This window comes from Variovorax paradoxus (assembly GCF_030811855.1).
In the GTDB taxonomy this organism is placed as follows: Bacteria; Pseudomonadota; Gammaproteobacteria; order Burkholderiales; family Burkholderiaceae_C; genus Variovorax; species Variovorax paradoxus_L.
In genome coordinates this window covers 168,937-189,111 of the sequence record NZ_JAUSRN010000005.1, presented here as the reverse complement: position 1 = coordinate 189,111, position 20,175 = coordinate 168,937, and the positions used below count along the sequence as shown (strand labels likewise).

The 20,175-nt window shown below is 64.5% G+C and carries 20 protein-coding genes; 14 read left to right on the top strand and 6 right to left on the bottom strand.

The window, feature by feature from the left end:
- Positions 1-68 precede the first annotated feature (68 nt).
- Together purN and J2X92_RS12270 are read left to right on the top strand one after the other, a co-directional pair.
- Positions 69-665, top strand: coding sequence for a phosphoribosylglycinamide formyltransferase (gene purN / locus J2X92_RS12275; RefSeq protein ID WP_307576027.1), 597 nt, complete (start codon positions 69-71; stop codon positions 663-665).
- Positions 666-699: 34 nt separating this feature from the next.
- Positions 700-1,026 (top strand): I78 family peptidase inhibitor, encoded by a 327-nt coding sequence (locus J2X92_RS12270; protein ID WP_307576025.1) that lies wholly within the window; start codon positions 700-702, stop codon positions 1,024-1,026.
- Positions 1,027-1,028: 2 nt separating this feature from the next.
- On the opposite strand, the gene J2X92_RS12265 is transcribed toward J2X92_RS12270, so the two are convergent.
- The gene (locus J2X92_RS12265; RefSeq protein ID WP_307576024.1) at positions 1,029-1,274 is read right to left on the bottom strand and encodes a DUF1653 domain-containing protein; all 246 of its coding nucleotides are present in this window, start codon (positions 1,272-1,274) and stop codon (positions 1,029-1,031) included.
- Between the two features lie 46 nt (positions 1,275-1,320).
- Between J2X92_RS12265 and J2X92_RS12260 the strand changes: the two genes are divergently transcribed.
- The 3 genes from J2X92_RS12260 (at position 1,321) to J2X92_RS12250 (ending at position 5,822) form a co-directional block, all read left to right on the top strand.
- Positions 1,321-3,174: a M48 family metallopeptidase gene (locus J2X92_RS12260; RefSeq protein WP_307576023.1), complete on the top strand. Its 1,854-nt coding sequence runs from the start codon at positions 1,321-1,323 to the stop codon at positions 3,172-3,174.
- A gap of 28 nt (positions 3,175-3,202) precedes the next feature.
- Positions 3,203-4,474, top strand: coding sequence for an RsmB/NOP family class I SAM-dependent RNA methyltransferase (locus J2X92_RS12255; RefSeq protein WP_307576021.1), 1,272 nt, complete (start codon positions 3,203-3,205; stop codon positions 4,472-4,474).
- Between the two features lie 133 nt (positions 4,475-4,607).
- Positions 4,608-5,822: a DesA family fatty acid desaturase gene (locus J2X92_RS12250; RefSeq protein ID WP_307576019.1), complete on the top strand. Its 1,215-nt coding sequence runs from the start codon at positions 4,608-4,610 to the stop codon at positions 5,820-5,822.
- A gap of 210 nt (positions 5,823-6,032) precedes the next feature.
- Here the strand turns inward: J2X92_RS12250 and rpmG are convergent, their stop codons facing one another.
- The 3 genes from rpmG to trxB form a co-directional block, all read right to left on the bottom strand.
- Positions 6,033-6,206 (bottom strand): 50S ribosomal protein L33, encoded by a 174-nt coding sequence (gene rpmG / locus J2X92_RS12245; protein WP_007830291.1) that lies wholly within the window; start codon positions 6,204-6,206, stop codon positions 6,033-6,035.
- 11 nt (positions 6,207-6,217) lie between these two features.
- The gene (rpmB, locus tag J2X92_RS12240; RefSeq protein ID WP_007830293.1) at positions 6,218-6,451 is read right to left on the bottom strand and encodes a 50S ribosomal protein L28; all 234 of its coding nucleotides are present in this window, start codon (positions 6,449-6,451) and stop codon (positions 6,218-6,220) included.
- Positions 6,452-6,622: 171 nt separating this feature from the next.
- Positions 6,623-7,582 (bottom strand): thioredoxin-disulfide reductase, encoded by a 960-nt coding sequence (trxB, locus tag J2X92_RS12235; protein ID WP_307576017.1) that lies wholly within the window; start codon positions 7,580-7,582, stop codon positions 6,623-6,625.
- A 186-nt stretch (positions 7,583-7,768) separates the two neighbouring features.
- Between trxB and J2X92_RS12230 the strand changes: the two genes are divergently transcribed.
- The 8 genes from J2X92_RS12230 to J2X92_RS12195 all read left to right on the top strand — a co-directional run bounded on the left by J2X92_RS12230 (position 7,769) and on the right by J2X92_RS12195 (position 17,024).
- Positions 7,769-8,443 carry a Crp/Fnr family transcriptional regulator gene (locus tag J2X92_RS12230; RefSeq protein ID WP_307576015.1) on the top strand — a complete coding sequence of 225 codons (675 nt, stop codon included), beginning with the start codon at positions 7,769-7,771 and terminating at the stop codon, positions 8,441-8,443.
- Between the two features lie 89 nt (positions 8,444-8,532).
- Positions 8,533-10,935, top strand: coding sequence for a DNA translocase FtsK (locus J2X92_RS12225; protein ID WP_307576013.1), 2,403 nt, complete (start codon positions 8,533-8,535; stop codon positions 10,933-10,935).
- A 152-nt stretch (positions 10,936-11,087) separates the two neighbouring features.
- On the top strand, positions 11,088-11,732 hold the full coding sequence (gene lolA / locus J2X92_RS12220; RefSeq protein WP_307576011.1) for an outer membrane lipoprotein chaperone LolA: 645 nt from the start codon (positions 11,088-11,090) through the stop codon (positions 11,730-11,732).
- Between the two features lie 27 nt (positions 11,733-11,759).
- Positions 11,760-13,052: a replication-associated recombination protein A gene (locus J2X92_RS12215; RefSeq protein ID WP_307576009.1), complete on the top strand. Its 1,293-nt coding sequence runs from the start codon at positions 11,760-11,762 to the stop codon at positions 13,050-13,052.
- Between the two features lie 238 nt (positions 13,053-13,290).
- Positions 13,291-14,220, top strand: coding sequence for a branched-chain amino acid ABC transporter permease (locus J2X92_RS12210; RefSeq protein ID WP_307576007.1), 930 nt, complete (start codon positions 13,291-13,293; stop codon positions 14,218-14,220).
- An 11-nt stretch (positions 14,221-14,231) separates the two neighbouring features.
- A complete protein-coding gene (locus J2X92_RS12205) occupies positions 14,232-15,428 on the top strand; it encodes an ABC transporter permease subunit (RefSeq protein ID WP_307576005.1) in 1,197 nt (398 codons plus the stop codon).
- Positions 15,429-15,448: 20 nt separating this feature from the next.
- Positions 15,449-16,222 carry an ABC transporter ATP-binding protein gene (locus J2X92_RS12200; RefSeq protein ID WP_307576003.1) on the top strand — a complete coding sequence of 258 codons (774 nt, stop codon included), beginning with the start codon at positions 15,449-15,451 and terminating at the stop codon, positions 16,220-16,222.
- Positions 16,223-16,238: 16 nt separating this feature from the next.
- The gene (locus tag J2X92_RS12195; RefSeq protein ID WP_307576259.1) at positions 16,239-17,024 is read left to right on the top strand and encodes an ABC transporter ATP-binding protein; all 786 of its coding nucleotides are present in this window, start codon (positions 16,239-16,241) and stop codon (positions 17,022-17,024) included.
- A gap of 16 nt (positions 17,025-17,040) precedes the next feature.
- Here J2X92_RS12195 and J2X92_RS12190 read toward each other — a convergent pair whose 3' ends face one another.
- Positions 17,041-18,021 carry a Bug family tripartite tricarboxylate transporter substrate binding protein gene (locus J2X92_RS12190; RefSeq protein ID WP_307576002.1) on the bottom strand — a complete coding sequence of 327 codons (981 nt, stop codon included), beginning with the start codon at positions 18,019-18,021 and terminating at the stop codon, positions 17,041-17,043.
- Between the two features lie 41 nt (positions 18,022-18,062).
- Positions 18,063-19,127 carry a CDP-6-deoxy-delta-3,4-glucoseen reductase gene (locus tag J2X92_RS12185; RefSeq protein WP_307576000.1) on the bottom strand — a complete coding sequence of 355 codons (1,065 nt, stop codon included), beginning with the start codon at positions 19,125-19,127 and terminating at the stop codon, positions 18,063-18,065.
- Between the two features lie 64 nt (positions 19,128-19,191).
- On the opposite strand from J2X92_RS12185, the gene J2X92_RS12180 reads away from it, so the two are divergent.
- Positions 19,192-20,121 (top strand): SDR family oxidoreductase, encoded by a 930-nt coding sequence (locus J2X92_RS12180; RefSeq protein ID WP_307575999.1) that lies wholly within the window; start codon positions 19,192-19,194, stop codon positions 20,119-20,121.
- Positions 20,122-20,175: the final 54 nt, after the last annotated feature.

Genomic DNA, 20,175 nt, shown 5'->3' with positions numbered 1-20,175 from the left:
GTCCGCGCGGCGACAAGCCCCGGCGTTTTCGGACGTGCCGGCCGGGACACGGATAATCCCGGCCTCCCATGAAGAACATCGTGATCCTGATCTCCGGCGGCGGCTCCAACATGGCGGCCATCGTGCGTGCCGCCGAGCGCGACCGCTGGGCCGAGCGCTTCGGCGCGCGCATTGCCGCCGTTGTCAGCAACAAGGCCGAAGCAGGCGGGCTTGCGCTTGCCCAGTCGCACGGCATCGCGACCGCGGTCGTCCCGCACAAGGACTTTCCGAGCCGCGAGGCCTTCGACGAGGCACTGGCGAAGGCCGTCGATGCGCATTCGCCCGCGCTGGTGGTGCTGGCGGGCTTCATGCGCATCCTGACGCCAGCCTTTGTCGGCCGTTATTCGGGCCGCCTGGTCAATATCCATCCTTCGCTGCTGCCCGCGTTCCCGGGCCTGAACACGCACCAGCGGGCGATCGATGCTGGCTGCAAGGTGGCCGGAGTCACGGTGCACCAGGTGACCACCGAACTCGACCACGGTCCGATCCTGGCTCAGGCGGTGGTGCCAGTGCTGCCGGACGACACGGCGAGCACGCTCGCGAGTCGGGTGCTCGCGCAAGAGCATCAGTTGTATCCACGCGCCATTGCCGAATGGCTTGCCGATACATCAAGTCACATACGTTAAATTTGTTTATATTCGCGGGTTTTCGGAGCATTCATTGAAAACCCAATCGCTACTGTCCGTAGTCGCCAGCGCCATCTTGCTGGTGGCCTGCGCCGCGCCAGCCCCAGCACCCACCCCTGCTGCACCCGCAGCATCCGCCGCGGCACCCGAGCCGGTGTACCAATGCAATGCCGACGGCGCACGTTTCGCCGTCGGACAGCCGCTGTCGCCGCAACTCGAGGCCGCCGCCCGCGTGCGCGCCGGGGCGGGCACGGTGCGGGCGCTGAAGCCCGGCGAAGCAGTCACGATGGAACTCAACGGCGGGCGCCTCAACCTCGACGTGGATGCGCGCGGCCGGGTGACGGACGTTCGCTGCGGCTGAGGCTACGACGCGATCTGGACCGGGGCGAAACGCAGTTGGCGAATTCCCTCGATCTCCACCGTTTCGCCGAACATTGCGGCCGGGCGGACCCAGAGCCCCTTCGCGCCATAAAGCGCGCGGTAGAGCGTCATAGGTTCGAGCGTCTCGCTGTGGCGCACGGTGCCCAGCACCTCGTACTCGCCGCCCTTGTAATGGCGATAGCGGCCGGGAGGCGTCTCTATCACCGGTGGCAGGTCGTCGTCGTTCACGGTCTTGGTTCTTTCACACGGTGTGGCGGGGTTGGAGGAAAGTCGGATGGATCGCGCTGATTTTGTTCACCTTGTCCGGCTGAGCGAGCATGCCAGCGCCGATGACAGCGCGCGCTATCGGCGCAACGTGGCGGCGTTTGCCGCGCTCGGTTACCTCTGGGTGATGGCGTGCCTGGCCTTGTCGATCGGCATCATCGCCTGGGTGGCATTGTCGGCCGGGCGCGGGCGCTTCGGTTTCTCGCGCGGATGGCTGCTGCTGTTTGCCCTGGGCCTTCTCTGGGCCACGCTGCGCGCACTCTGGGTGCGGTTCGACGAACCCGACGGGCAGGAGCTGTCGCGCGAGGATGCGCCGGCGCTGTTCGAGGCGCTCGACCGCATACGCAAGAAGATCAAGGGGCCGCAGGTCCATCGCGTCTACATCGACGACGAGTTCAACGCCAGCATCCGGCAGGTGCCGCGCTTCGGGCTGTTCGGCGGGGCGGTCAATTCCCTTTCCATCGGCCTGCCGCTTTTGATGATGCTGGACCGGCGGCGGCTGCTGTCGGTGCTCGCCCACGAGTATGGGCATTTGCGCGGCAACCACGGCAAGCTGAGCGCCTGGATCTACCGCACGCGGCTCTCGTGGCTCAAGCTGGACGCGAGCCTGCAGCGCGACGAAGGTGCGATGGCGCTGGTGTCGCAGGCATTCTTCCGTTGGTACTTTCCGCGCTTTGCGGCCCGGACTTTCGCGCTTGCCCGGCAGGACGAGTATGAAGCCGACCGCATTTCGGGACGGCTCCTGGGCGCGCCCGTCGCAGCGGCGGCGTTGACCGAAATAGCCATCAAGGGCAACTGGTACGCCAATGAATTCTGGGCTTCGCATTGGGCGCGCGCCGAACGCGAGTCGCAGCCGCCCGGTCCTTTCAAGGCCTTGAGGGCGCTTGCCGGTACGCCGCCCAGCAACGAATTCGCGCGCCAGGCGCTGCGCGAAGCCATGCGCCGCGTGAGCGACCTGGACGACACGCACCCCGTCCTGCGCGACCGGCTCGAGGCGCTCGGCCAGAAAGCCGTGGTGCCGCCATGGTCCACCGAGCCGGCGCTGGGCATGCTTGCCGACAGCGCGAAGTGGATCGCGCATTTCGACAACCAATGGCGCCGCGCCCACGCCAGCGACTGGAAGCAGCACCATGCGCACCGGACGCGCGTTCGCGAACGCATCGAGCTTCTCGCTGCACAAGGCGAACGCAACACGCCCGACGAAATGGTCGAGTGGGCCGATTCCGAACGTCGGCTCGATCCGGCCGCGCCGGTGCGCGATCGCTATGAACGCGTGCTGCGGACCGCCCCCGACCATCCCGGCGCCCTGCGGGGAGTGGCCCAGATGCTGCCCCCGCGCGATCGGAACGCGCGGCTCGCGGTGCTCGAGCGTTTGCATGGTTGCAGCGCGGCCAGCCGCTGGTGGGCCGCCAAAAACGCGGTAGCGGCGCTCGAGGACCCCGATGCGGGAGCGCACGACGAGGAAGCTCTCAAGCTGTGGCGCGGCCGACTGAAGGAAGCGGAAGAAGCTGAGGCGCGGGCCTGGGAAGAGATCACCGAAACGCCTTTCTTCAGCCAGATCGTCCGGCATGACCTGAGCGAACACGAGTTGGGCGAATTCCGGGCCGACCTGTCGCGCTGCCTCCCCATCTCCAGGGCCTGGCTGGTGCGCAAGACCTTGCGCGAGTTTCCGTGGCGCCGGGCCTACATTGTGTTCGTCGACTTGCCGGGCATGGACGACGACGACCGCTGGCAGCTCTGCCGCCAGCTCGAGCAGACCCTGAGCTTGCCGGGTGCGGCGCTGGTTCTCTGGGCCGGCTATTCGCCGACGCTGGAGGACATCGAGCGGCAGGCTTTTGGAACGATCTGGACGCGCACGGCGTAGGGGGCCGCCCGGCTGAGACAATCGGGGCATGCACCCCAAAGCCCTGTTGGAGGCCACCGCCGATCTGGTCGGCCTTGTCCTGAAATTCGATCACCCGGCCGACCAGGTCGTTTCGCGCTTTTTCCGCGACCACCGCGAGTTCGGTCCGCGCGAGCGAGCCACGCTTGCCGAGACCGTTTACACCGTCTTGCGCAAGAAGCTCCTGTTCGACCATCTCTCGCCCTCGGGCACCGGTTCGAAAGAGCGCCGCATGGCGATTTTGGGCTTTTACGGCCCGCGCGATTTTTTGAAAAGCGCCCTTAACGACACCGAAAAGCGCTGGCTCGACAACTGCGATGCCGTCAAGCAAGAAGACCTGCTGGAGCGCCACCGCCACAACCTGCCCGAATGGCTGGTCGCGCCGCTCAAGGCGCAGCTGGGCGACGGTTTTTGGCCGTTGGTCGAGAGCCTGCAGCAGCCCGCTCCGCTCGATCTGCGGGTCAATGCCCTGACCGACAAGCGGGCAGAGGTGAAGGCTGAGCTTGCGAAGGCTGCTATCAAATCTGAAGCAACTCCGTTTTCGCCCTGGGGCTTGCGAATCGACGGCAAGCCGGCGCTGACCAAGCTCGATGCTTTTGCGCGCGGCGCTGTCGAGGTGCAGGACGAGGGCTCCCAACTGCTCGCGCTGCTGCTGGACGCCAAGCGCGGCGAAATGGTGGTCGATTTCTGCGCCGGTGCGGGCGGCAAGACGCTGGCGATTGGCGCCACCATGCGCAACACCGGCCGACTCTATGCCTTCGACACCTCGGCGCACCGGCTCGATGCGCTCAAGCCGCGGCTTGCGCGCAGCAAGCTCTCGAACGTTCATCCGGCCGCCATTGCGCATGAGCGCGACGATCGCATCAAGCGGCTCGCCGGCAAGATCGACCGTGTTCTGGTCGACGCGCCTTGTTCGGGCCTGGGTACGCTGCGGCGCAATCCGGACCTGAAATGGCGCCAGTCGCCCAAATCGGTCGAGGAGCTGACGGTCAAGCAGACCGCCATCCTGCAAAGCGCGGCACGCCTGTTGAAATCCGGCGGCCGTCTGGTTTATGCAACGTGCAGCGTGCTGCCGGAAGAAAACGAGGCCATTGCCGAGGCTTTCAGCGCCGCCAACCCGGACTTCGTGCCGCAGGACGCGGCCGAATTGCTGCAGGGCCTCAAGGTGGAGGGTTTCGAGAAGCTCTGCGCCGGAGGGGAGGAAGGCCGCCGCTACCTGCGGCTCTGGCCGCACCGCCACGCGACGGACGGCTTCTTTGCGGCGGTGTGGAACCGCAAATAGGCGCGGCACTCCAAACTAGGGTAAATCTGCGGCTTTGTGGAAGGTCAAAAGGCCTCATTTTGGCCTGGCCCCCTTAAAATCGCAGGTTAACTGAACGGTTGCACCTTCGTGTGGCCATGGAGCACTTAATTCAATGTTGATTCCTGACTCTGCCGTTTTGAGCGCGGCCATCGACTGGCTCGGACACGGCTTGTGGGACCTCACATGGTGGCAAGTCGTGCTGTACACGCTCGTCACCACGCACATCACGATCGCCGCGGTCACTATCTTCCTGCACCGTACGCAGACGCACCGCGCCATGGATCTGGGGCCGATCCCCTCGCATTTCTTCCGTTTCTGGCTGTGGCTGGGCACCGGCATGGTCACCAAGGAATGGGTGGCCATTCACCGTAAGCACCACGCCAAGTGCGAAACCGTAGACGACCCGCACAGCCCGCAGGTCAAGGGCATCGACGAAGTCCTGTGGCGCGGCGCCGAGTTGTATCGCGCCGAGTCGAAGAACAAGGAAACGATGGAGCGCTACGGCCACGGCACGCCCGATGACTGGCTTGAACGCAACCTGTACACCCGCTACAGCTGGCAAGGCGTCGGCCTGATGCTGGTCATCAACCTGGCGCTGTTCGGCGCACTTGGCCTCACGGTCTGGGCCGTCCAGATGCTCTGGATCCCCATCACGGCGGCCGGCATCATCAATGGCATTGGCCACTACTGGGGCTACCGCAATTTCGAGGCGCAGGACGCCAGCCGCAATGTCTCGCCCTGGGGCCTGATCATCGGCGGCGAAGAGCTGCACAACAATCACCACACGTATCCCACGTCGGCCAAGTTCTCGGTCAAGAAGTACGAATTCGACATCGGCTGGGTCTATATCCAGATGATGCAGAAGATCGGCTGGGCCAAGGTCAAGAAGGTGCCGCCGAAGATGCAGATGGGCGACATCCAGCCCGTGGCCAACGAGAAGACGCTCGAGGCCGTCATTGCCAACCGCTACGAAGTCATGGCCGGCTATGCGCGCGAAATGCGCCGTGTCACCAAGGCTGAACTGGTTGCGCTCAAGACCAAGGGCGGCGACATCTCGGTGCTCAAGGCGGCCAAGAACTGGCTGCATCGCGACGACGACAAGGTGCCGGCGTCGGCCCGCACCCACCTCGTGCAGGCGCGTGCCGCCCATCCGGTCATCGACAAAATGGTCACAATGCGCGAAGAGCTGCGCCAGCTGTGGCTCAACACCTCGCAGTCGCGCGAGCAACTGGCGGCCGACCTGGCGGCCTGGTGCCACCGTGCCGAAGCGAGTGGAATTGCCGGCCTGCGCGAATTCTCGACCCGCTTGCGCGCAGCACGGGCCTGATAGGCAGCGCCCTCGCCGCTCCCCCCTGAAAAGCCGGCCGGTGTGCCGGCTTTTTTACGCCTGTCTCTTTCCTGTTTGGAGGAGTCGACGGGCAGAAGCAATTAAAAGAATCAGCAGGAGGGGAAAGCGGGATCAGGGATCGGCAGGCAACAAAAAACCCCGCAGGGGCAAGCCCGGCGGGGTTTTTTGCTTTGGTAAACCAGTGCTGAATTACTTCAGCTTGATTTCCTTGTATTCGACGTGCTTGCGTGCCTTGGGGTCGAACTTCATGATCGACATCTTTTCAGGCATCGTCTTCTTGTTCTTGCTGGTCGTGTAGAAGTGGCCGGTACCCGCGGTGGATTCCAGCTTGATCTTTTCGCGTCCGCCTTTGCTCGTTGCCATGATTCAGCTCCTTAAGCTTGGCCGCGTGCGCGCAGGTCTGCGAGCACGGCGTCGATGCCGTTCTTGTCGATCAGGCGCAGTGCAGCGCTCGAAACACGCAGGCGAACCCAGCGGTTTTCAGTCTCGACCCAGAAACGGCGATATTGCAGGTTCGGCAGGAACCGGCGCTTGGTTTTGTTGTTGGCGTGGGAAACGTTGTTTCCGACCATCGGGCCTTTGCCCGTTACGTCGCATACGCGTGCCATGAGGACACTCTTTCTTGAACAGCTGGCACCGGCGCAACCGTGGAGATTGCAGGTGTTTTGCAGCTTGACCTCGCCAGAAACGGGTGGCGGTACCCCGGCTTGCCGAACCCACGGGGAGTGGTGCTGTTTCGGCAAAGCCTTGGATTATAGCCCTTTTGGCCGCAGCCCGGTCTAGAGCGTGCCGTCCTGCTCGAGGAAGCGCTGGGCGTCCAGTGCGGCCATGCAGCCGGTGCCGGCGCTCGTGATGGCTTGGCGGTACACGTTGTCCTGCACGTCGCCGGCGGCAAAGACGCCTGGAATGCTGGTCATCGTTGCGAAGCCCTGCAGGCCCGAGCGGGTCAGGATGTAGTTGTCCTTCATCTCCAGTTGCCCCTGGAAGATGTCGGTGTTGGGGTGGTGGCCGATGGCGATGAAGCAACCCTTGAGGTCGATCTGCTCGGTCTCGCCGTTCTGCGTGCTCTTGATGCGGATGCCCGTCACGCCCGTGTCGTCGCCCAGCACCTGGTCGAGTTCCTTGTGGAGCTTCAGCACGATCTTGCCTTCGGCAACCTTCTCGTTGAGCTTGTCGATCAGGATCGGCTCGGCGCGGAACTTGTCGCGGCGATGGACCAGCGTGACCTTGTTGGCGATGTTGGCGAGGTACAGCGCTTCCTCGACGGCCGTATTGCCGCCGCCGATCACGCACACCTCTTGCTCGCGGTAGAAGAAGCCGTCGCAGGTTGCGCAGGCCGAAACGCCGCGGCCCATGAACTTCTGTTCCGAGTCGAGGCCCAGGTATTTGGCGGAAGCGCCGGTGGCAATGATCAGCGAATCGCAGGTGTAGGTGCCGCTGTCACCGGTCAGGGTGAAAGGGCGCTTCCCGAGGTCGACCTTGCTGATGTGGTCGAAAACGATTTGCGTCTTGAAACGCTCGGCGTGTTCGAGAAAGCGTTGCATCAACTCTGGGCCTTGGACGCCGTGAACGTCGGCCGGCCAATTGTCAACTTCTGTGGTGGTCATCAATTGGCCGCCTTGGGCAATGCCGGTGATGAGCAAAGGTTTCAGATTTGCGCGTGCCGCATAAACAGCAGCTGTATAGCCGGCAGGGCCGGAGCCGAGGATCAAAACCTTGGCGTGTTGGGGTGCGGACATGATTGGAAGGCCTAGTAATTGCGCTGCGTCAGCGTGTACATTTTCAGGGTGGTAGCCGATATATATGGAGTATCACCGCCCGGTTCAACGCCGGGTGCACGGTGTTTTCAATGCGCGCGATTGTAGTAATCCATCGAAAAACCAAAGATGGGGAGGACTTGCACGTGCGGTATCAGGGATTGATAAATGTCGATGCTGTCCAATCTTGATCTGTTGCGGCGCGTTCCGCTGTTTGCTTCGCTGACATCCTCGCAATCCGCAAGCATTGCGGATGCGATCATCAAAAAGCGTTTCAAGCGAGCGGAGGTCATTGTCGAGCAAGGCAAGAAGTCCAATGCGCTGTACATCATTCTTACCGGACGGGCGCGCGTCACCAGCGCCGACACCCGCGGACGCGAGGTGATCCTTGCCACGCTGCACACGGGCGACTACATCGGCGAGATGAGCCTGATCGACGACGAGCCGCATTCGGCCACGGTGCGCACTGAAGTCCAGTGCGACGTTCTCATGCTGGGCCGCGACGCGTTCGCACGGTGCCTGCCTGAAAATTCCTCCATGGCCTACAACATCATGCGTGGGCTCGTGCAGCGCCTGCGCCACGCGGACCGCAAGATCGAGTCTCTGGCGTTGATGGATGTCTATGGCCGCGTGGCGCGCTCGCTGCTCGAGTTTGCGTTGGAAGACGGTGCTGGCAATCTCAAGGTGCGCGACAAGATATCGCGCCAGGATCTTGCGAAAATGGTGGGTGCTTCGCGCGAGATGGTGAGCCGCGTGATGAAGGATCTCGAGGAGCGCGGATTCGTCCAGACCCAGGACGACGGCTCCATGCTCGTCAAGGAAAGGCTCTTGTCTCTGACTTGAGCCGTGGGGCGGGTGCTTCTGGCGGCCGTCTTTTGTTGTAGTGTTCAGGCCTCCAGCCGCCGCTTCGAAGGCTGGGTGCTGTGTTTTTCATGACCTATTCGCTCAATACGCTTCAATCTTCTTCCGCCGCCGAGGGGCAGCCGGTGCGCGTGCGCGCCATGCGCTTTGCCCACGAGATCACGCTGATCGCGGGGTTTGCGGGGCTGTTGTTCTGGTTGCTGGCCATGTTGAGCTTCACGCCTTCGGATGCGGCTTGGTCCACCTCCGGCACTGGCGGCGAAATAAAGAACTGGGGCGGCCGCATCGGCGCCTGGCTGGCCGACGGCAGCTACTTCCTGGCGGGCTATTCAGTGTGGTGGTGCCTCGCGGCGGGGCTGCGCGCCTGGCTCTCGTCGCTTGCCAACTGGCTGCGCGGCGGCGAGCCCGCACCGGCCGAGCAGCCCGTGCGCGGCCGCTTCAACCGCAGCCGCCTCGCGTTCTGGTTCGGGCTCGTGCTGCTGCTGTGCGCGAGCGCCGTCCTCGAGTGGTCGCGCCTGTACCGGCTCGAGTCCCATCTGCCGGGCTCCGGTGGCGGGGCGCTCGGCTACCTCGTCGGGCCATCGAGCGTGCGCTGGATGGGTTTCACAGGCTCGGCGCTGGTGGCCATCGCCGCCGGCGTGATCGGCTCGGCGCTGGTGTTCCGCTTCTCGTGGACGCAGATTGCCGAGCGCATTGGCGCGCGGGCCTATTCGCTGTTCGAGTCGCGCCGCGAAAAGCGCGAGATGGCGGCGGACATCGCTCTTGGCAAACAGGCCGCTCGCGAGCGCGCCGAGGCCGAGGAGCCGCAGTTCTCGCACGGAGCGGACGGCGGCAGCGAGCCGATGGGCGCAGACGGCGACGAAGAGTTGCGCATCGACCCGCGCCCCAGGCGCCGGGCTCCGTCGCCGCCGGTGCAGATCGAGCCCGCGATGACCGAGGTGCCCAAGAGCGATCGCGTCGTCAAGGAGCGCCAGAAGCCCCTCTTCAAGGAACTGCCCGACAGCAAGCTGCCACAGGTCGACCTGCTCGATGCCGCCCAGGTGCGCCAGGAAACGGTGTCGCCCGATACGCTCGAGATGACCTCGCGCATGATCGAGAAAAAGCTCAAGGACTTCGGCGTCGAGGTGCGCGTGGTGCTTGCCTCGCCGGGCCCAGTGATCACGCGCTACGAAATCGAGCCCGCCACCGGCGTCAAGGGGTCGCAGATCGTCGGCCTGGCAAAGGATCTTGCGCGTTCGCTCTCTCTGGTGTCGATCCGGGTGGTCGAAACCATTCCGGGCAAGAACTACATGGCGCTCGAGTTGCCGAACGCCAAGCGCCAGTCGATCAAGCTCAGCGAAATTCTCGGTTCGCAGGTTTACAACGAGGGCAAATCGTTCCTCACGATGGGCCTGGGCAAGGACATCATCGGCAACCCCGTGGTGGCCGACCTTGCGAAGATGCCGCACGTGCTGGTGGCCGGTACCACCGGTTCGGGCAAGTCGGTCGGTATCAACGCGATGATTCTTTCGCTGCTCTACAAGGCCGAGGCACGCGACGTCCGCCTGCTCATGATCGACCCGAAGATGCTCGAAATGTCGGTCTACGAAGGCATTCCGCACCTGCTGGCGCCCGTGGTCACCGACATGCGCCAGGCCGCGCACGGCCTCAACTGGTGCGTGGCCGAGATGGAACGCCGCTACAAGCTCATGAGCAAGCTGGGCGTGCGCAACCTGGCCGGCTACAACACCAAGATCGACGAAGCCAAGGCGCGCGAAGAGTTCATCTACAACCCCTTCAGCCTCACGCCCGACGATCCCGAGCCGCTCAAGCGCGAGCCGCACATCGTGGTGGTGATCGACGAGCTGGCCGACCTGATGATGGTGGTCGGCAAGAAGATCGAAGAACTCATTGCCCGTCTCGCGCAGAAGGCGCGCGCCGCAGGCATCCACCTCATTCTTGCTACGCAGCGGCCCAGCGTCGACGTGATCACCGGCCTTATCAAGGCCAACATTCCGACCCGCATTGCGTTCCAGGTGTCGAGCAAGATCGACAGCCGCACCATCCTCGACCAGATGGGCGCCGAAGCACTGCTTGGCATGGGCGACATGCTCTACATGCCCAGCGGCACCGGCTTGCCCATTCGCGTGCACGGCGCCTTCGTGAGCGATGAGGAAGTGCACCGCGTGGTGGCCTACCTCAAGAGCCAGGGCCAGCCCGACTACATCGAAGGCGTCCTCGAAGGCGGCACGGTCGACGGCGACGGCGACATGCTGGGCGAGGGCGGCGACGCCGAGAAAGACCCCATGTACGATCAGGCAGTGGAGGTGGTGCTCAAGAACCGCAAGGCCAGCATCTCGCTCGTGCAGCGCCACCTGAAGATCGGCTACAACCGCGCCGCGCGGCTGGTCGAGGACATGGAGAAGGCAGGCCTCGTCAGTGCCATGAGCGGCAGCGGCCAGCGCGAAATTCTCGTGCCGGCGCGCGCCGAATAAACGGCCAAAACCCGCCGTCCTAGAAGTTACGCGCTGACAAGCCGGTTGCAAAAGCTGCGCTAGCGTTGCAAAACTTCATCAAGCCCGGCACATGGCGCAACGCGCCGCGGGGTATGGTCATGTCGACGGCATCGCTTGCCGAGGAGTTCCAAATGAAAATTCGCCACTGGCTGTTGATCGGCCTTCTCTCATCTATTCTCTCAACGGCCAACGCTTGGGCCGGCGGTCTCGAAAGCCTCGAAACCTTCGTGAAAACGGTCAAGTCGGGCCGTGCCGAATTCACCCAGACAGTGACCGCGCCGCCGCGTGAAGGGCAGCCGGGCCGCACCAAGACATCGAACGGCACTTTCGAGTTCCAGCGTCCGGGCAAATTCAAGTTCGACTATCAGAAGCCGTTTGCCCAGAGCATCGTGGCCGACGGCAAGACGCTCTGGCTTTACGACGCCGACCTGAACCAGGTGACGCAGCGTGCCCAGTCGCAGGCGTTGGGCTCGACCCCGGCCGCGCTGATTGCCGCGGCACCTGACCTACGCGCGCTGCAGGCCGACTTCACGCTCGAGGCCGCGCCCGAGCGCGATGGCTTGCAGTGGGTCAAGGCCACGCCCAAGAGCAAGGACGGCCAATTGCAGAACGTGCAAGTCGGCTTCCAGGGCGACGCGCTGGCGGCGCTCGAAATTCTCGACAGCTTCGGCCAACGCTCGGTGCTCAAGTTCAGCAAGGTCGAAGTGAATCCGGCGCTTCCTGCCAACGTGTTCGACTTCAAGGCGCCCGCCGGAGCCGACGTCATCAAGCAATAGCAGCAACTTCAACTTTTACAGGCAGGCTTGGCCACCAGTTCGCATCAACCCCTTGCCGAACGCCTGCGTCCGAAGACGCTAGGCGAGGTGATCGGTCAGCAGCACCTGCTGGGCCCGGGCATGCCGCTGCGCATCGCCTTCGAGTCGGGCCAGCCGCATTCGTGCATTCTCTGGGGGCCGCCCGGCACGGGAAAGACGACCATTGCGCGTCTGATGGCCGATGCCTTCGATGCGCAGTTTCTCAGCATCAGCGCGGTGCTCGGTGGCGTAAAGGACATCCGCGAGGCGGTCGAGCGCGCCACGGCTGCGCGGGATGGCCTGGAACAGCGGCGCACCATCGTTTTCGTCGATGAAGTGCACCGGTTCAACAAGAGCCAGCAAGACGCGTTCCTCCCGCATGTGGAATCGGGGCTGTTCACTTTCATAGGCGCCACCACCGAGAACCCTTCGTTCGAGGTCAACTCGGCCTTGCTTTCGCGCGCAGCGGTGTACGTGCTGCAGCCGCTCACCGAGGCCGACCTGAAACAGATCGTGGCCAAGGCGCAGTCGATCCAGGCCGTGCCCGCCATCGAAGGCACGGCGATCGACCGGCTCGTCGCCTATGCCGACGGCGACGCGCGGCGTCTGCTCAACACCCTCGAAACGCTGGCCGTTGCGGCCAAAGCCGAGAAGCTCGGCAACATCACCGACGAATGGCTCTTGCGCGTGCTCGGCGAGCGCATGCGGCGCTACGACAAAGGCGGCGAGCAGTTCTACGACACCATCAGCGCCTTGCACAAATCCGTGCGCGGCAGCGACCCCGACGCTGCGCTCTACTGGTTCGTGCGCATGCTCGACGGCGGCGCCGACCCGCGCTATATGGCGCGCCGGCTGGTGCGCATGGCCAGCGAAGACATCGGCCTGGCCGATCCACGCGCGCTACGCCTGGCGCTGGATGCGGCCGAGGTCTATGAACGGCTGGGCACACCCGAGGGCGAACTTGCGCTGGCCGAGTGCGTCGTCTACCTGGCCATCGCTCCCAAGTCGAACGCCGTCTACACCGCCTACAACGCAGTGCGCGCCCTCATCAAGCAAGACAGCACGCGCCCCGTGCCGATGCACCTGCGCAACGCACCGACCAAGCTCATGAAGGACCTCGACTACGGCAAGGGCTACCGCTATGCGCACGACGAGGAGGGCGGATTTGCCGCCGGCGAGCGCTACTTGCCAGAAGGTCTCGAGGGGCAGGTCTTCTATCAGCCTGTCGAACGCGGACTCGAGATCCGCATCGCAGAAAAGCTGCGTGAACTCCGCCGGCTCAACGGCCAGCGCGAGGAGTGATACGTCTTTTCACAGTGCGGGCACGCCCCGCATGACTTCACTCGCATACAGCATGGCGTGAGCGGGTAAACCCCGGTGAAGGCGCACCAAATCGGCGCTGGTGGGTGCTTACAATCCCGGCCACAAATCAGCCAGCGGCACATGCTGGCTGGTTTTTTGCTTATCAAGCCAAGGTGCCCAACCGGTGCCACGGTGGGTGAACGGCACCCCGCAACGGTGCAATAAATAGGAACGCGTTATGGAAATATTGCTGCAGCAGATCATCAACGGTCTGGTCCTCGGCAGCATGTATGCCTTGATAGCCTTGGGCTACACCATGGTGTACGGCATCATCAATCTGATCAACTTTGCGCACGGTGAAGTGCTGATGGTGGGGGCGCTCACGAGCTGGACCATCATCGGCCTCATGAAAGAATCGATGCCCGGCACGCCCGGCTGGTTGATTCTGATCATCGCGTTGATCATTGCCTGCGTGGTGGCCGCCACGCTCAACTTCGTGATCGAGAAGGTGGCTTACCGGCCGCTTCGCAACAGCCCCAAGCTCGCGCCGCTCATCACTGCCATCGGCATGTCGATCCTGCTGCAGACGCTGGCCATGATCATCTGGAAGCCGACCAACAAGGCGTATCCCAACCTGCTGTCGACCACGCCCATCGAGGTGGGTGGCGCGGTGATCTCACCCACGCAGGTCATGATCCTGAGCGTCACGGCGTTCTCGCTCGTGGTGCTGATGTGGCTGGTCAACTACACCAAGCTCGGGCGTGCCATGCGCGCCACTGCCGAGAACCCGCGCGTCGCGGCGCTCATGGGCATCCGGCCCGACATGGTCATCTCGGCCACCTTCATCATCGGGGCCGTGCTCGCGGCCATCGCGGGCGTCATGTACGCCTCCAATTACGGCATCGCGCAGCACGCGATGGGCTTCCTGCCCGGTCTCAAGGCCTTCACCGCGGCGGTGTTCGGCGGCATCGGCAACCTGGCCGGCGCGGTGGTCGGCGGCATCCTGCTCGGGTTGATCGAAGCCATCGGCTCCGGCTACATCGGTTCGATCACCGGCGGCGTGCTCGGCAGCAACTACAGCGACATCTTCGCGTTCATCGTGTTGATCGTCATGCTCACGCTGCGGCCCTCGGGCCTGCTCGGCGAACGCGTGGCGGATCGGGCTTGAGGAGCAGCACCATGAAGAACAGCAAGAACCTCGCTCTCTACGTTCTCGGCGTCGTCGCCGTGCTCGCCCTGCCCATCTTCCTGCAGAGCCAGGGCAACGCCTGGGTGCGCATCGCAGACATCGCATTGCTCTACGTGATGCTCTCGCTCGGCCTGAACATCGTCGTCGGCTACGCCGGCCTGCTCGACCTGGGCTATGTGGCCTTCTTTGCGATCGGGGCCTACCTCTACGCGCTGATGGGATCGACTCACCTGTCGGAGACTTTCCCGTGGTTCAAGGCCATGTTCCCGAACGGGCTGCACACCTCGCTGCTCATCGTGGTGCCGCTGGCGCTGGCGGTGGCGGGCGTGCTGGGCGTGATGCTCGGCGCACCCACGCTCAAGCTGCGCGGCGACTACTTGGCCATCGTGACGCTCGGCTTCGGCGAAATCATCCGAGTGTTCCTGAACAACCTCGACCAGCCGATCAACATCACCAACGGGCCGAAGGGTATCACCGCCATCGACTCCATCAAGTTCTGGGGGCTGGACCTCGGCAAGGCATGGAAGTTCGACGGCTTCACGATCTCCTCGGTCACTCTCTACTACTACCTGTTCCTTGCACTGGTGGTTGCCACGATCATCATCTCGCACCGCCTGCAGATGTCCCGCATCGGGCGCGCCTGGATGGCCATCCGCGAGGATGAAATTGCCGCCAAGGCCATGGGCATCAACACTCGCAACATGAAGCTCCTGGCCTTCGGCATGGGCGCCAGTTTCGGCGGCGTGTCGGGCGCCATGTTCGCGGCCTTCCAGGGCTTCGTGTCGCCGGAGTCGTTCAGCCTCATGGAGTCGGTGATGATCGTTGCCATGGTGGTGTTGGGTGGCATCGGCCACCTGCCGGGCGTGATCTTGGGCGCCGTGCTGCTGGCGGCACTGCCGGAAGTGTTGCGCTACGTGGCCGGCCCGCTGCAGGCCATGACAGACGGGCGCCTTGACGCGTCCATTCTGCGGCAGCTCTTCATTGCGCTTGCCATGATCGTCATCATGCTGGTGCGTCCGCGCGGCCTCTGGCCTTCGCCCGAGCATGGCAAGACCTTGCAGCGCAAGGGGGCCGCCCCCGGCGCGCCGGTCGCGCCTGGTTCGCTCCAGACCCATGCGCCAGGCATCGAGACGCCAGCCGATGAACTGCCGGGTGCAGCGTCGCGTCCCATGTCGATCAATCCCTGAACGCCGAAGGAAGAATCAACATGACGACAGACACCATCCTCGACGTCCGCGGAATTTCCAAGCGCTTCGGCGGCCTGCAAGCCCTTTCCGACGTCGGCATCACCATCAAGCGCGGCCAGGTCTATGGCCTCATCGGCCCCAACGGCGCCGGCAAGACCACCTTCTTCAACGTGATTACCGGGCTCTACACGCCCGACAGCGGCAGCTTCGAGCTTGCCGGCAAGCCTTACCAGCCCACGGCTGTGCATGAAGTGGCCAAGGCCGGCATTGCGCGCACCTTCCAGAACATTCGCCTGTTCTCCGAAATGACCGCGCTCGAAAACGTGATGGTCGGACGCCACATCCGCACCCATTCGGGCGTGTTCGGCGCCATGCTGCGCACCGGTTCGTTCAAGGCCGAGGAAAAGGCCATTGCCGAGCGCTCCCAGGAACTGCTGGACTACGTGGGCATCGGGAAGTTCGCCGACTACAAGGCGCGCACGCTTTCATACGGCGACCAGCGCCGGCTCGAAATTGCGCGCGCGCTGGCCACCGACCCGCAGCTCATCGCGCTCGACGAGCCCGCCGCCGGCATGAACACGACCGAGAAGGTGCTGCTGCGCGAGCTGATCGATCGCATCCGCAAGGACGACCGCACCATTCTCATCATCGAACACGACGTCAAGCTCATCATGGGCCTGTGCGATCGCGTCACCGTGCTCGACTACGGCAAGCAGATTGCCGAAGGCACACCGTACGACGTGCAGAAGAACGAGAAGGTGATCGAGGCCTACCTCGGCACCGGAGGACACTGAAATGACCACGACGACGATGACGAGCGCAGAAGAAACAACGACAGCAACGGCAACTGCAACCCCGCCCAAGACTGCGGCCACCGCCACCGGCAAGACGCTGCTCAAGGTCAGCGGCCTCAAGGTCGGCTACGGCGGCATCCAGGCCGTCAAAGGCGTGGACTTCGAGGTTCACGAAGGCGAACTGGTGTCGCTCATCGGCTCCAACGGCGCCGGCAAGACCACCACCATGAAGGCGATCACCGGCACGCTGCCGGCGGGCGCGGGCACCATCGAATTCCTGGGCCGCAACATCAAGGGCCGCGGTGCGTGGGACCTGGTGGGCGAGGGCCTCGTGATGGTGCCCGAAGGGCGCGGCGTCTTCACGCGCATGACCATCACCGAGAACCTGCAGATCGGCGCCTACATCCGCACGGACAAGGCCGAGATCGCGAGCGACATGGAGCGCGTGTTCGTGACCTTCCCGCGCCTGCGCGAGCGCAAGGACCAGCTCGCCGGCACCATGTCGGGCGGCGAACAGCAGATGCTGGCCATGGGCCGCGCACTCATGGCGCGTCCCAAGGTGCTGCTGCTCGACGAGCCCACCATGGGCCTGTCGCCCATCATGTGCGACAAGATCTTCGAGGTGGTGCAGACCGTGGCCTCGCAGGGCGTGACCATTCTGCTGGTGGAGCAGAACGCCAACCGCGCGCTGCAGCTGGCCGACCGCGGCTACGTCATGGAATCCGGTCTCATCACGATGACCGGCGATGCCAAGGAATTGCTGCGCGACCCGCGCGTGCGCGCCGCCTACCTGGGCGAATAGCCGGCAAGAGCCGGGGTCAGTCGACCCTGGCGCCGGTTGCCTTCACGACTGCTTCGTACTTGGAGAGCTCGCTCTTCATGAACGCGCCGAACTGCTCGGGCGAACTGGCCACCGGCTCGGCCAGGAGCGTGGCAAAACGGGTCTTCGTTTCCGGTGCATTGAGCGCGGCGACGAAGGCCTGGTTGAGCTTCACGACCACGTCGTGCGGCGTGCCGGCCGGTGCCACCAGCCCCCACCACGTGTCGATCGAAAAGCCCTTGAGCGTGTCGGCCACGGGCGGCACGTCCGGCATGGCGCTGCTGCGCTGCAAGGTCGTGACGGCAATGGCCTTGAGCTTGCCCGAGCGGATGTTGGGCGCCGCTGTGGCAAGGTTGTCGAAGTTGAAGTCGACCTGCCCCGAGAGCAGCGCCAGTTGCGCTGGATTGCCGCCGTTGTACGGAATGTGCAACGCGAAGATGCCGGCCTGCTTCTTGAACAGTTCGCCCGCCAGGTGCCCGGCGCTGCCGTTGCCGCCGCTGCCGTAGTTGAGCTTGGCCGGGTTGGCCTTGGCGTAGCGGATCAGGTCGGCCACGGTGTTGATCTTCAGGCGCTGCGCCGTCTCGGCGTTCATCACCAGCACGTTGGGCACGCGCACCATCTGCGTGATGGGCGCAAAGTCGGTCGCCGCGTTGAACGGCATCTTGCTGTAGAGCCACGGATTCACCGCATGTGTGGCGGTGGCCGCAATGCCGATGGTGAGGCCGTCCGGCGCGGCCTTGGCCACGAAGTCGGCGCCGATGTTGCCGCCCGCACCGGGCTTGTTGTCGATGATGACGGTGCCCAGCGTGTCCTTCACGCGTTCGGCCAGCATGCGGGCCGTGACGTCGATCGGACCGCCCGCGGCGTAGGGCACCACGAGGCGGATCGGGCGCTGTTGCTGCTGCTGGGCCGTGGCCTGGCCGGTGGCCATCAGCGCGGCACTGGCGAGCAGCGCAAGGAGGAAGTGTCTCGTTTTCATTTTTTCGTTCTGTGTCGTCTTGCGGGAATCGGATCCGGAGCTCAGGGCAGCGCTTTGTCGGCCTCGGTGGTGAACGCGTCGGCAAAGAACTCGTCTTCGGGCAGGCTGGCCAGCGCCACGTAGTCGTGTTTGGCCGAGTCGACCACGATCGGCGCGCCGCAGGCGTACACCTGGTGGCCCGAGAGGTCGGCAAAATCTTCCAGCACCGCGCGGTGCACGAAGCCCGTGCGGCCGGTCCAGTTGTCTTCGGGCGTCGCGTTGGAAACGACCGGCACGTAGCGCAGGTTAGGCATCTCCTTCAGCTGCTCGCGCACCCATCCGTCCATATAGAGGTCTTCGGGCCGGCGGCCGCCCCAGTAGAGCGTGGCGGACCGGTCGATGCGCTTGAACTTCATGTGCTCGAGCAATGCCTTGATGGGCGCAAAGCCGGTGCCTGAAGCCAGGAGGATCATCGGCTTGTCGGAATCCTCGCGCAGAAAGAAGCTGCCGTAGGGGCCTTCGATGCGAAGGATTTCCTTCTCCTTCATCACGCCGAACACGTGGTCGGTGAACTTGCCGCCTGGCAGGTGCCGCAGGTGCAGTTCGATGCCCGTGCCCGGCTCGTTCAGCGTGTGTGGCGCATTGGCCATCGAATAACTGCGGCGCACACCGTCGCGCAGGATGAATTCCACATACTGGCCCGCATGAAACTGCAGCGGCTCGCCGGCCGGCAATTGCAGGCGCAGCTTCATCACGTCATGCGACAGCCGCGTGAGCGCGAGCACCCGCACCGGCATCTTGCGGATCGGCAGGGCGCCGGCTTCGGTGACCTGGCGCGACTCGAGCACCACGTCGCTCTTGGCATGGGCGCAGCAGGTCAGCACGAAGCCCGCCAGCTGCTCTTCGGCGCTCAGGGCCTTGCTCTGGTGCGGGCCGAGCTCGACCTCGCCGGAGAGCTTTTTGCACTTGCACGAACCGCAGGCGCCGTCCTTGCACCCATAGGGGAGCCCGATGCCTTGCCGGATGCCGGCCGCGAGAATGGTTTCATCGCCATGCACCACGAAGTGACGCCCGCTGGGCTCAACGGTGATGGAAAAGCCCGCATCATGCGGCGCTGCAACAGTCATCGGTATTCTTCGGCTTGTTTCAGCCTGTGGCAGAAAAGAGAAAAAAGGGAAAGGACCCCGGATTTTGCCTTCAATCAATAGCCCTTCCGGCGCGCTGCCGGCGCGCTTTCGCCGCGAACGCCTGCTGATCGTGGGGTGCGGAGACGTGGGCCAGCGCGTGGCGCGCGATCTGCGGGGCCGCATGCAGCTGGTGGCGCTCACTTCGTCGGCCGACCGGGTGCCGGCGCTGCGGGCCGCTGGCATCCGCCCGCTCGTAGGCAATCTCGACGACCCGGCCACGTTGCGGCGGCTGGCCGGCGTTGCCACCCGTGTGCTGCACCTGGCGCCGCCGGCGCGCGACGGCGGCGCTTCATGGTGGCGCGACCAGCGCACCACCGCATTGGCGCGGGCGCTGCGGCTGCGTTCCACGCCACTGGCATTCGTCTACGGTTCCACCAGCGGCGTTTACGGCGACTGTGGCGGCGCGCGGGTGACCGAGACACGGGCCGTGCGGCCCGACACGCCCCGCGCCCATCGCCGCGTGGACGCCGAGCGCGCGGTGCGCTGGCTCGGCCGCAGCGCGGGCGTGCGTGCGAGCATCCTGCGCATTCCAGGCATCTATGCGCCAGACCGCGAAGGCGGCACGCCGCGCCAGCGACTGCAGCGCGGCACGCCCGTGCTGCGGCGCGAGGACGACGTGTTCACCAGCCACATTCACGCCGACGACCTGGCGCGCGCCTGCGTGGCGGCGCTGTTCCGCGGCCGGCCGCAGCGCATCGTGCATGCCGCCGACGACACCGAACTGCGCATGGGCGACTACATCGATCTGGCCGCCGACTTGTACGGCATGCCCCGCCCGCCGCGCCTGGCGCGCGACGAAGCCCAGCGCCAATTGCCGCTGCAACTGCTGAGTTTCATGGGGGAATCGCGCCGGCTCGACAACACGCGGCTCAAGCGCGAACTGCGCGTGCGGCTTGCGCACCCGACGGTGCACACAGGATTGCGTGAGGCCTGAGCTGCGACAGGGAGAGGCTTTTTCCAGGGATACCGCGGAACCGGCTTCGCCGGG

Coding starts and splice junctions, on each gene's coding strand:
- lolA (WP_307576011.1), top strand. CDS start 11,088: ATGAAAATTCGCCACTGGCTGTTGATCGGCCTTCTCTCATCTATTCTC.
- J2X92_RS12255 (WP_307576021.1), top strand. CDS start 3,203: ATGCACCCCAAAGCCCTGTTGGAGGCCACCGCCGATCTGGTCGGCCTT.
- J2X92_RS12200 (WP_307576003.1), top strand. CDS start 15,449: ATGACGACAGACACCATCCTCGACGTCCGCGGAATTTCCAAGCGCTTC.
- J2X92_RS12250 (WP_307576019.1), top strand. CDS start 4,608: ATGTTGATTCCTGACTCTGCCGTTTTGAGCGCGGCCATCGACTGGCTC.
- J2X92_RS12210 (WP_307576007.1), top strand. CDS start 13,291: ATGGAAATATTGCTGCAGCAGATCATCAACGGTCTGGTCCTCGGCAGC.
- rpmB (WP_007830293.1), bottom strand. CDS start 6,451: ATGGCACGCGTATGCGACGTAACGGGCAAAGGCCCGATGGTCGGAAAC.
- J2X92_RS12230 (WP_307576015.1), top strand. CDS start 7,769: ATGTCGATGCTGTCCAATCTTGATCTGTTGCGGCGCGTTCCGCTGTTT.
- rpmG (WP_007830291.1), bottom strand. CDS start 6,206: ATGGCAACGAGCAAAGGCGGACGCGAAAAGATCAAGCTGGAATCCACC.
- purN (WP_307576027.1), top strand. CDS start 69: ATGAAGAACATCGTGATCCTGATCTCCGGCGGCGGCTCCAACATGGCG.
- trxB (WP_307576017.1), bottom strand. CDS start 7,582: ATGTCCGCACCCCAACACGCCAAGGTTTTGATCCTCGGCTCCGGCCCT.
- J2X92_RS12225 (WP_307576013.1), top strand. CDS start 8,533: ATGACCTATTCGCTCAATACGCTTCAATCTTCTTCCGCCGCCGAGGGG.
- J2X92_RS12205 (WP_307576005.1), top strand. CDS start 14,232: ATGAAGAACAGCAAGAACCTCGCTCTCTACGTTCTCGGCGTCGTCGCC.
- J2X92_RS12185 (WP_307576000.1), bottom strand. CDS start 19,127: ATGACTGTTGCAGCGCCGCATGATGCGGGCTTTTCCATCACCGTTGAG.
- J2X92_RS12260 (WP_307576023.1), top strand. CDS start 1,321: ATGGATCGCGCTGATTTTGTTCACCTTGTCCGGCTGAGCGAGCATGCC.
- J2X92_RS12195 (WP_307576259.1), top strand. CDS start 16,239: ATGACGAGCGCAGAAGAAACAACGACAGCAACGGCAACTGCAACCCCG.
- J2X92_RS12190 (WP_307576002.1), bottom strand. CDS start 18,021: ATGAAAACGAGACACTTCCTCCTTGCGCTGCTCGCCAGTGCCGCGCTG.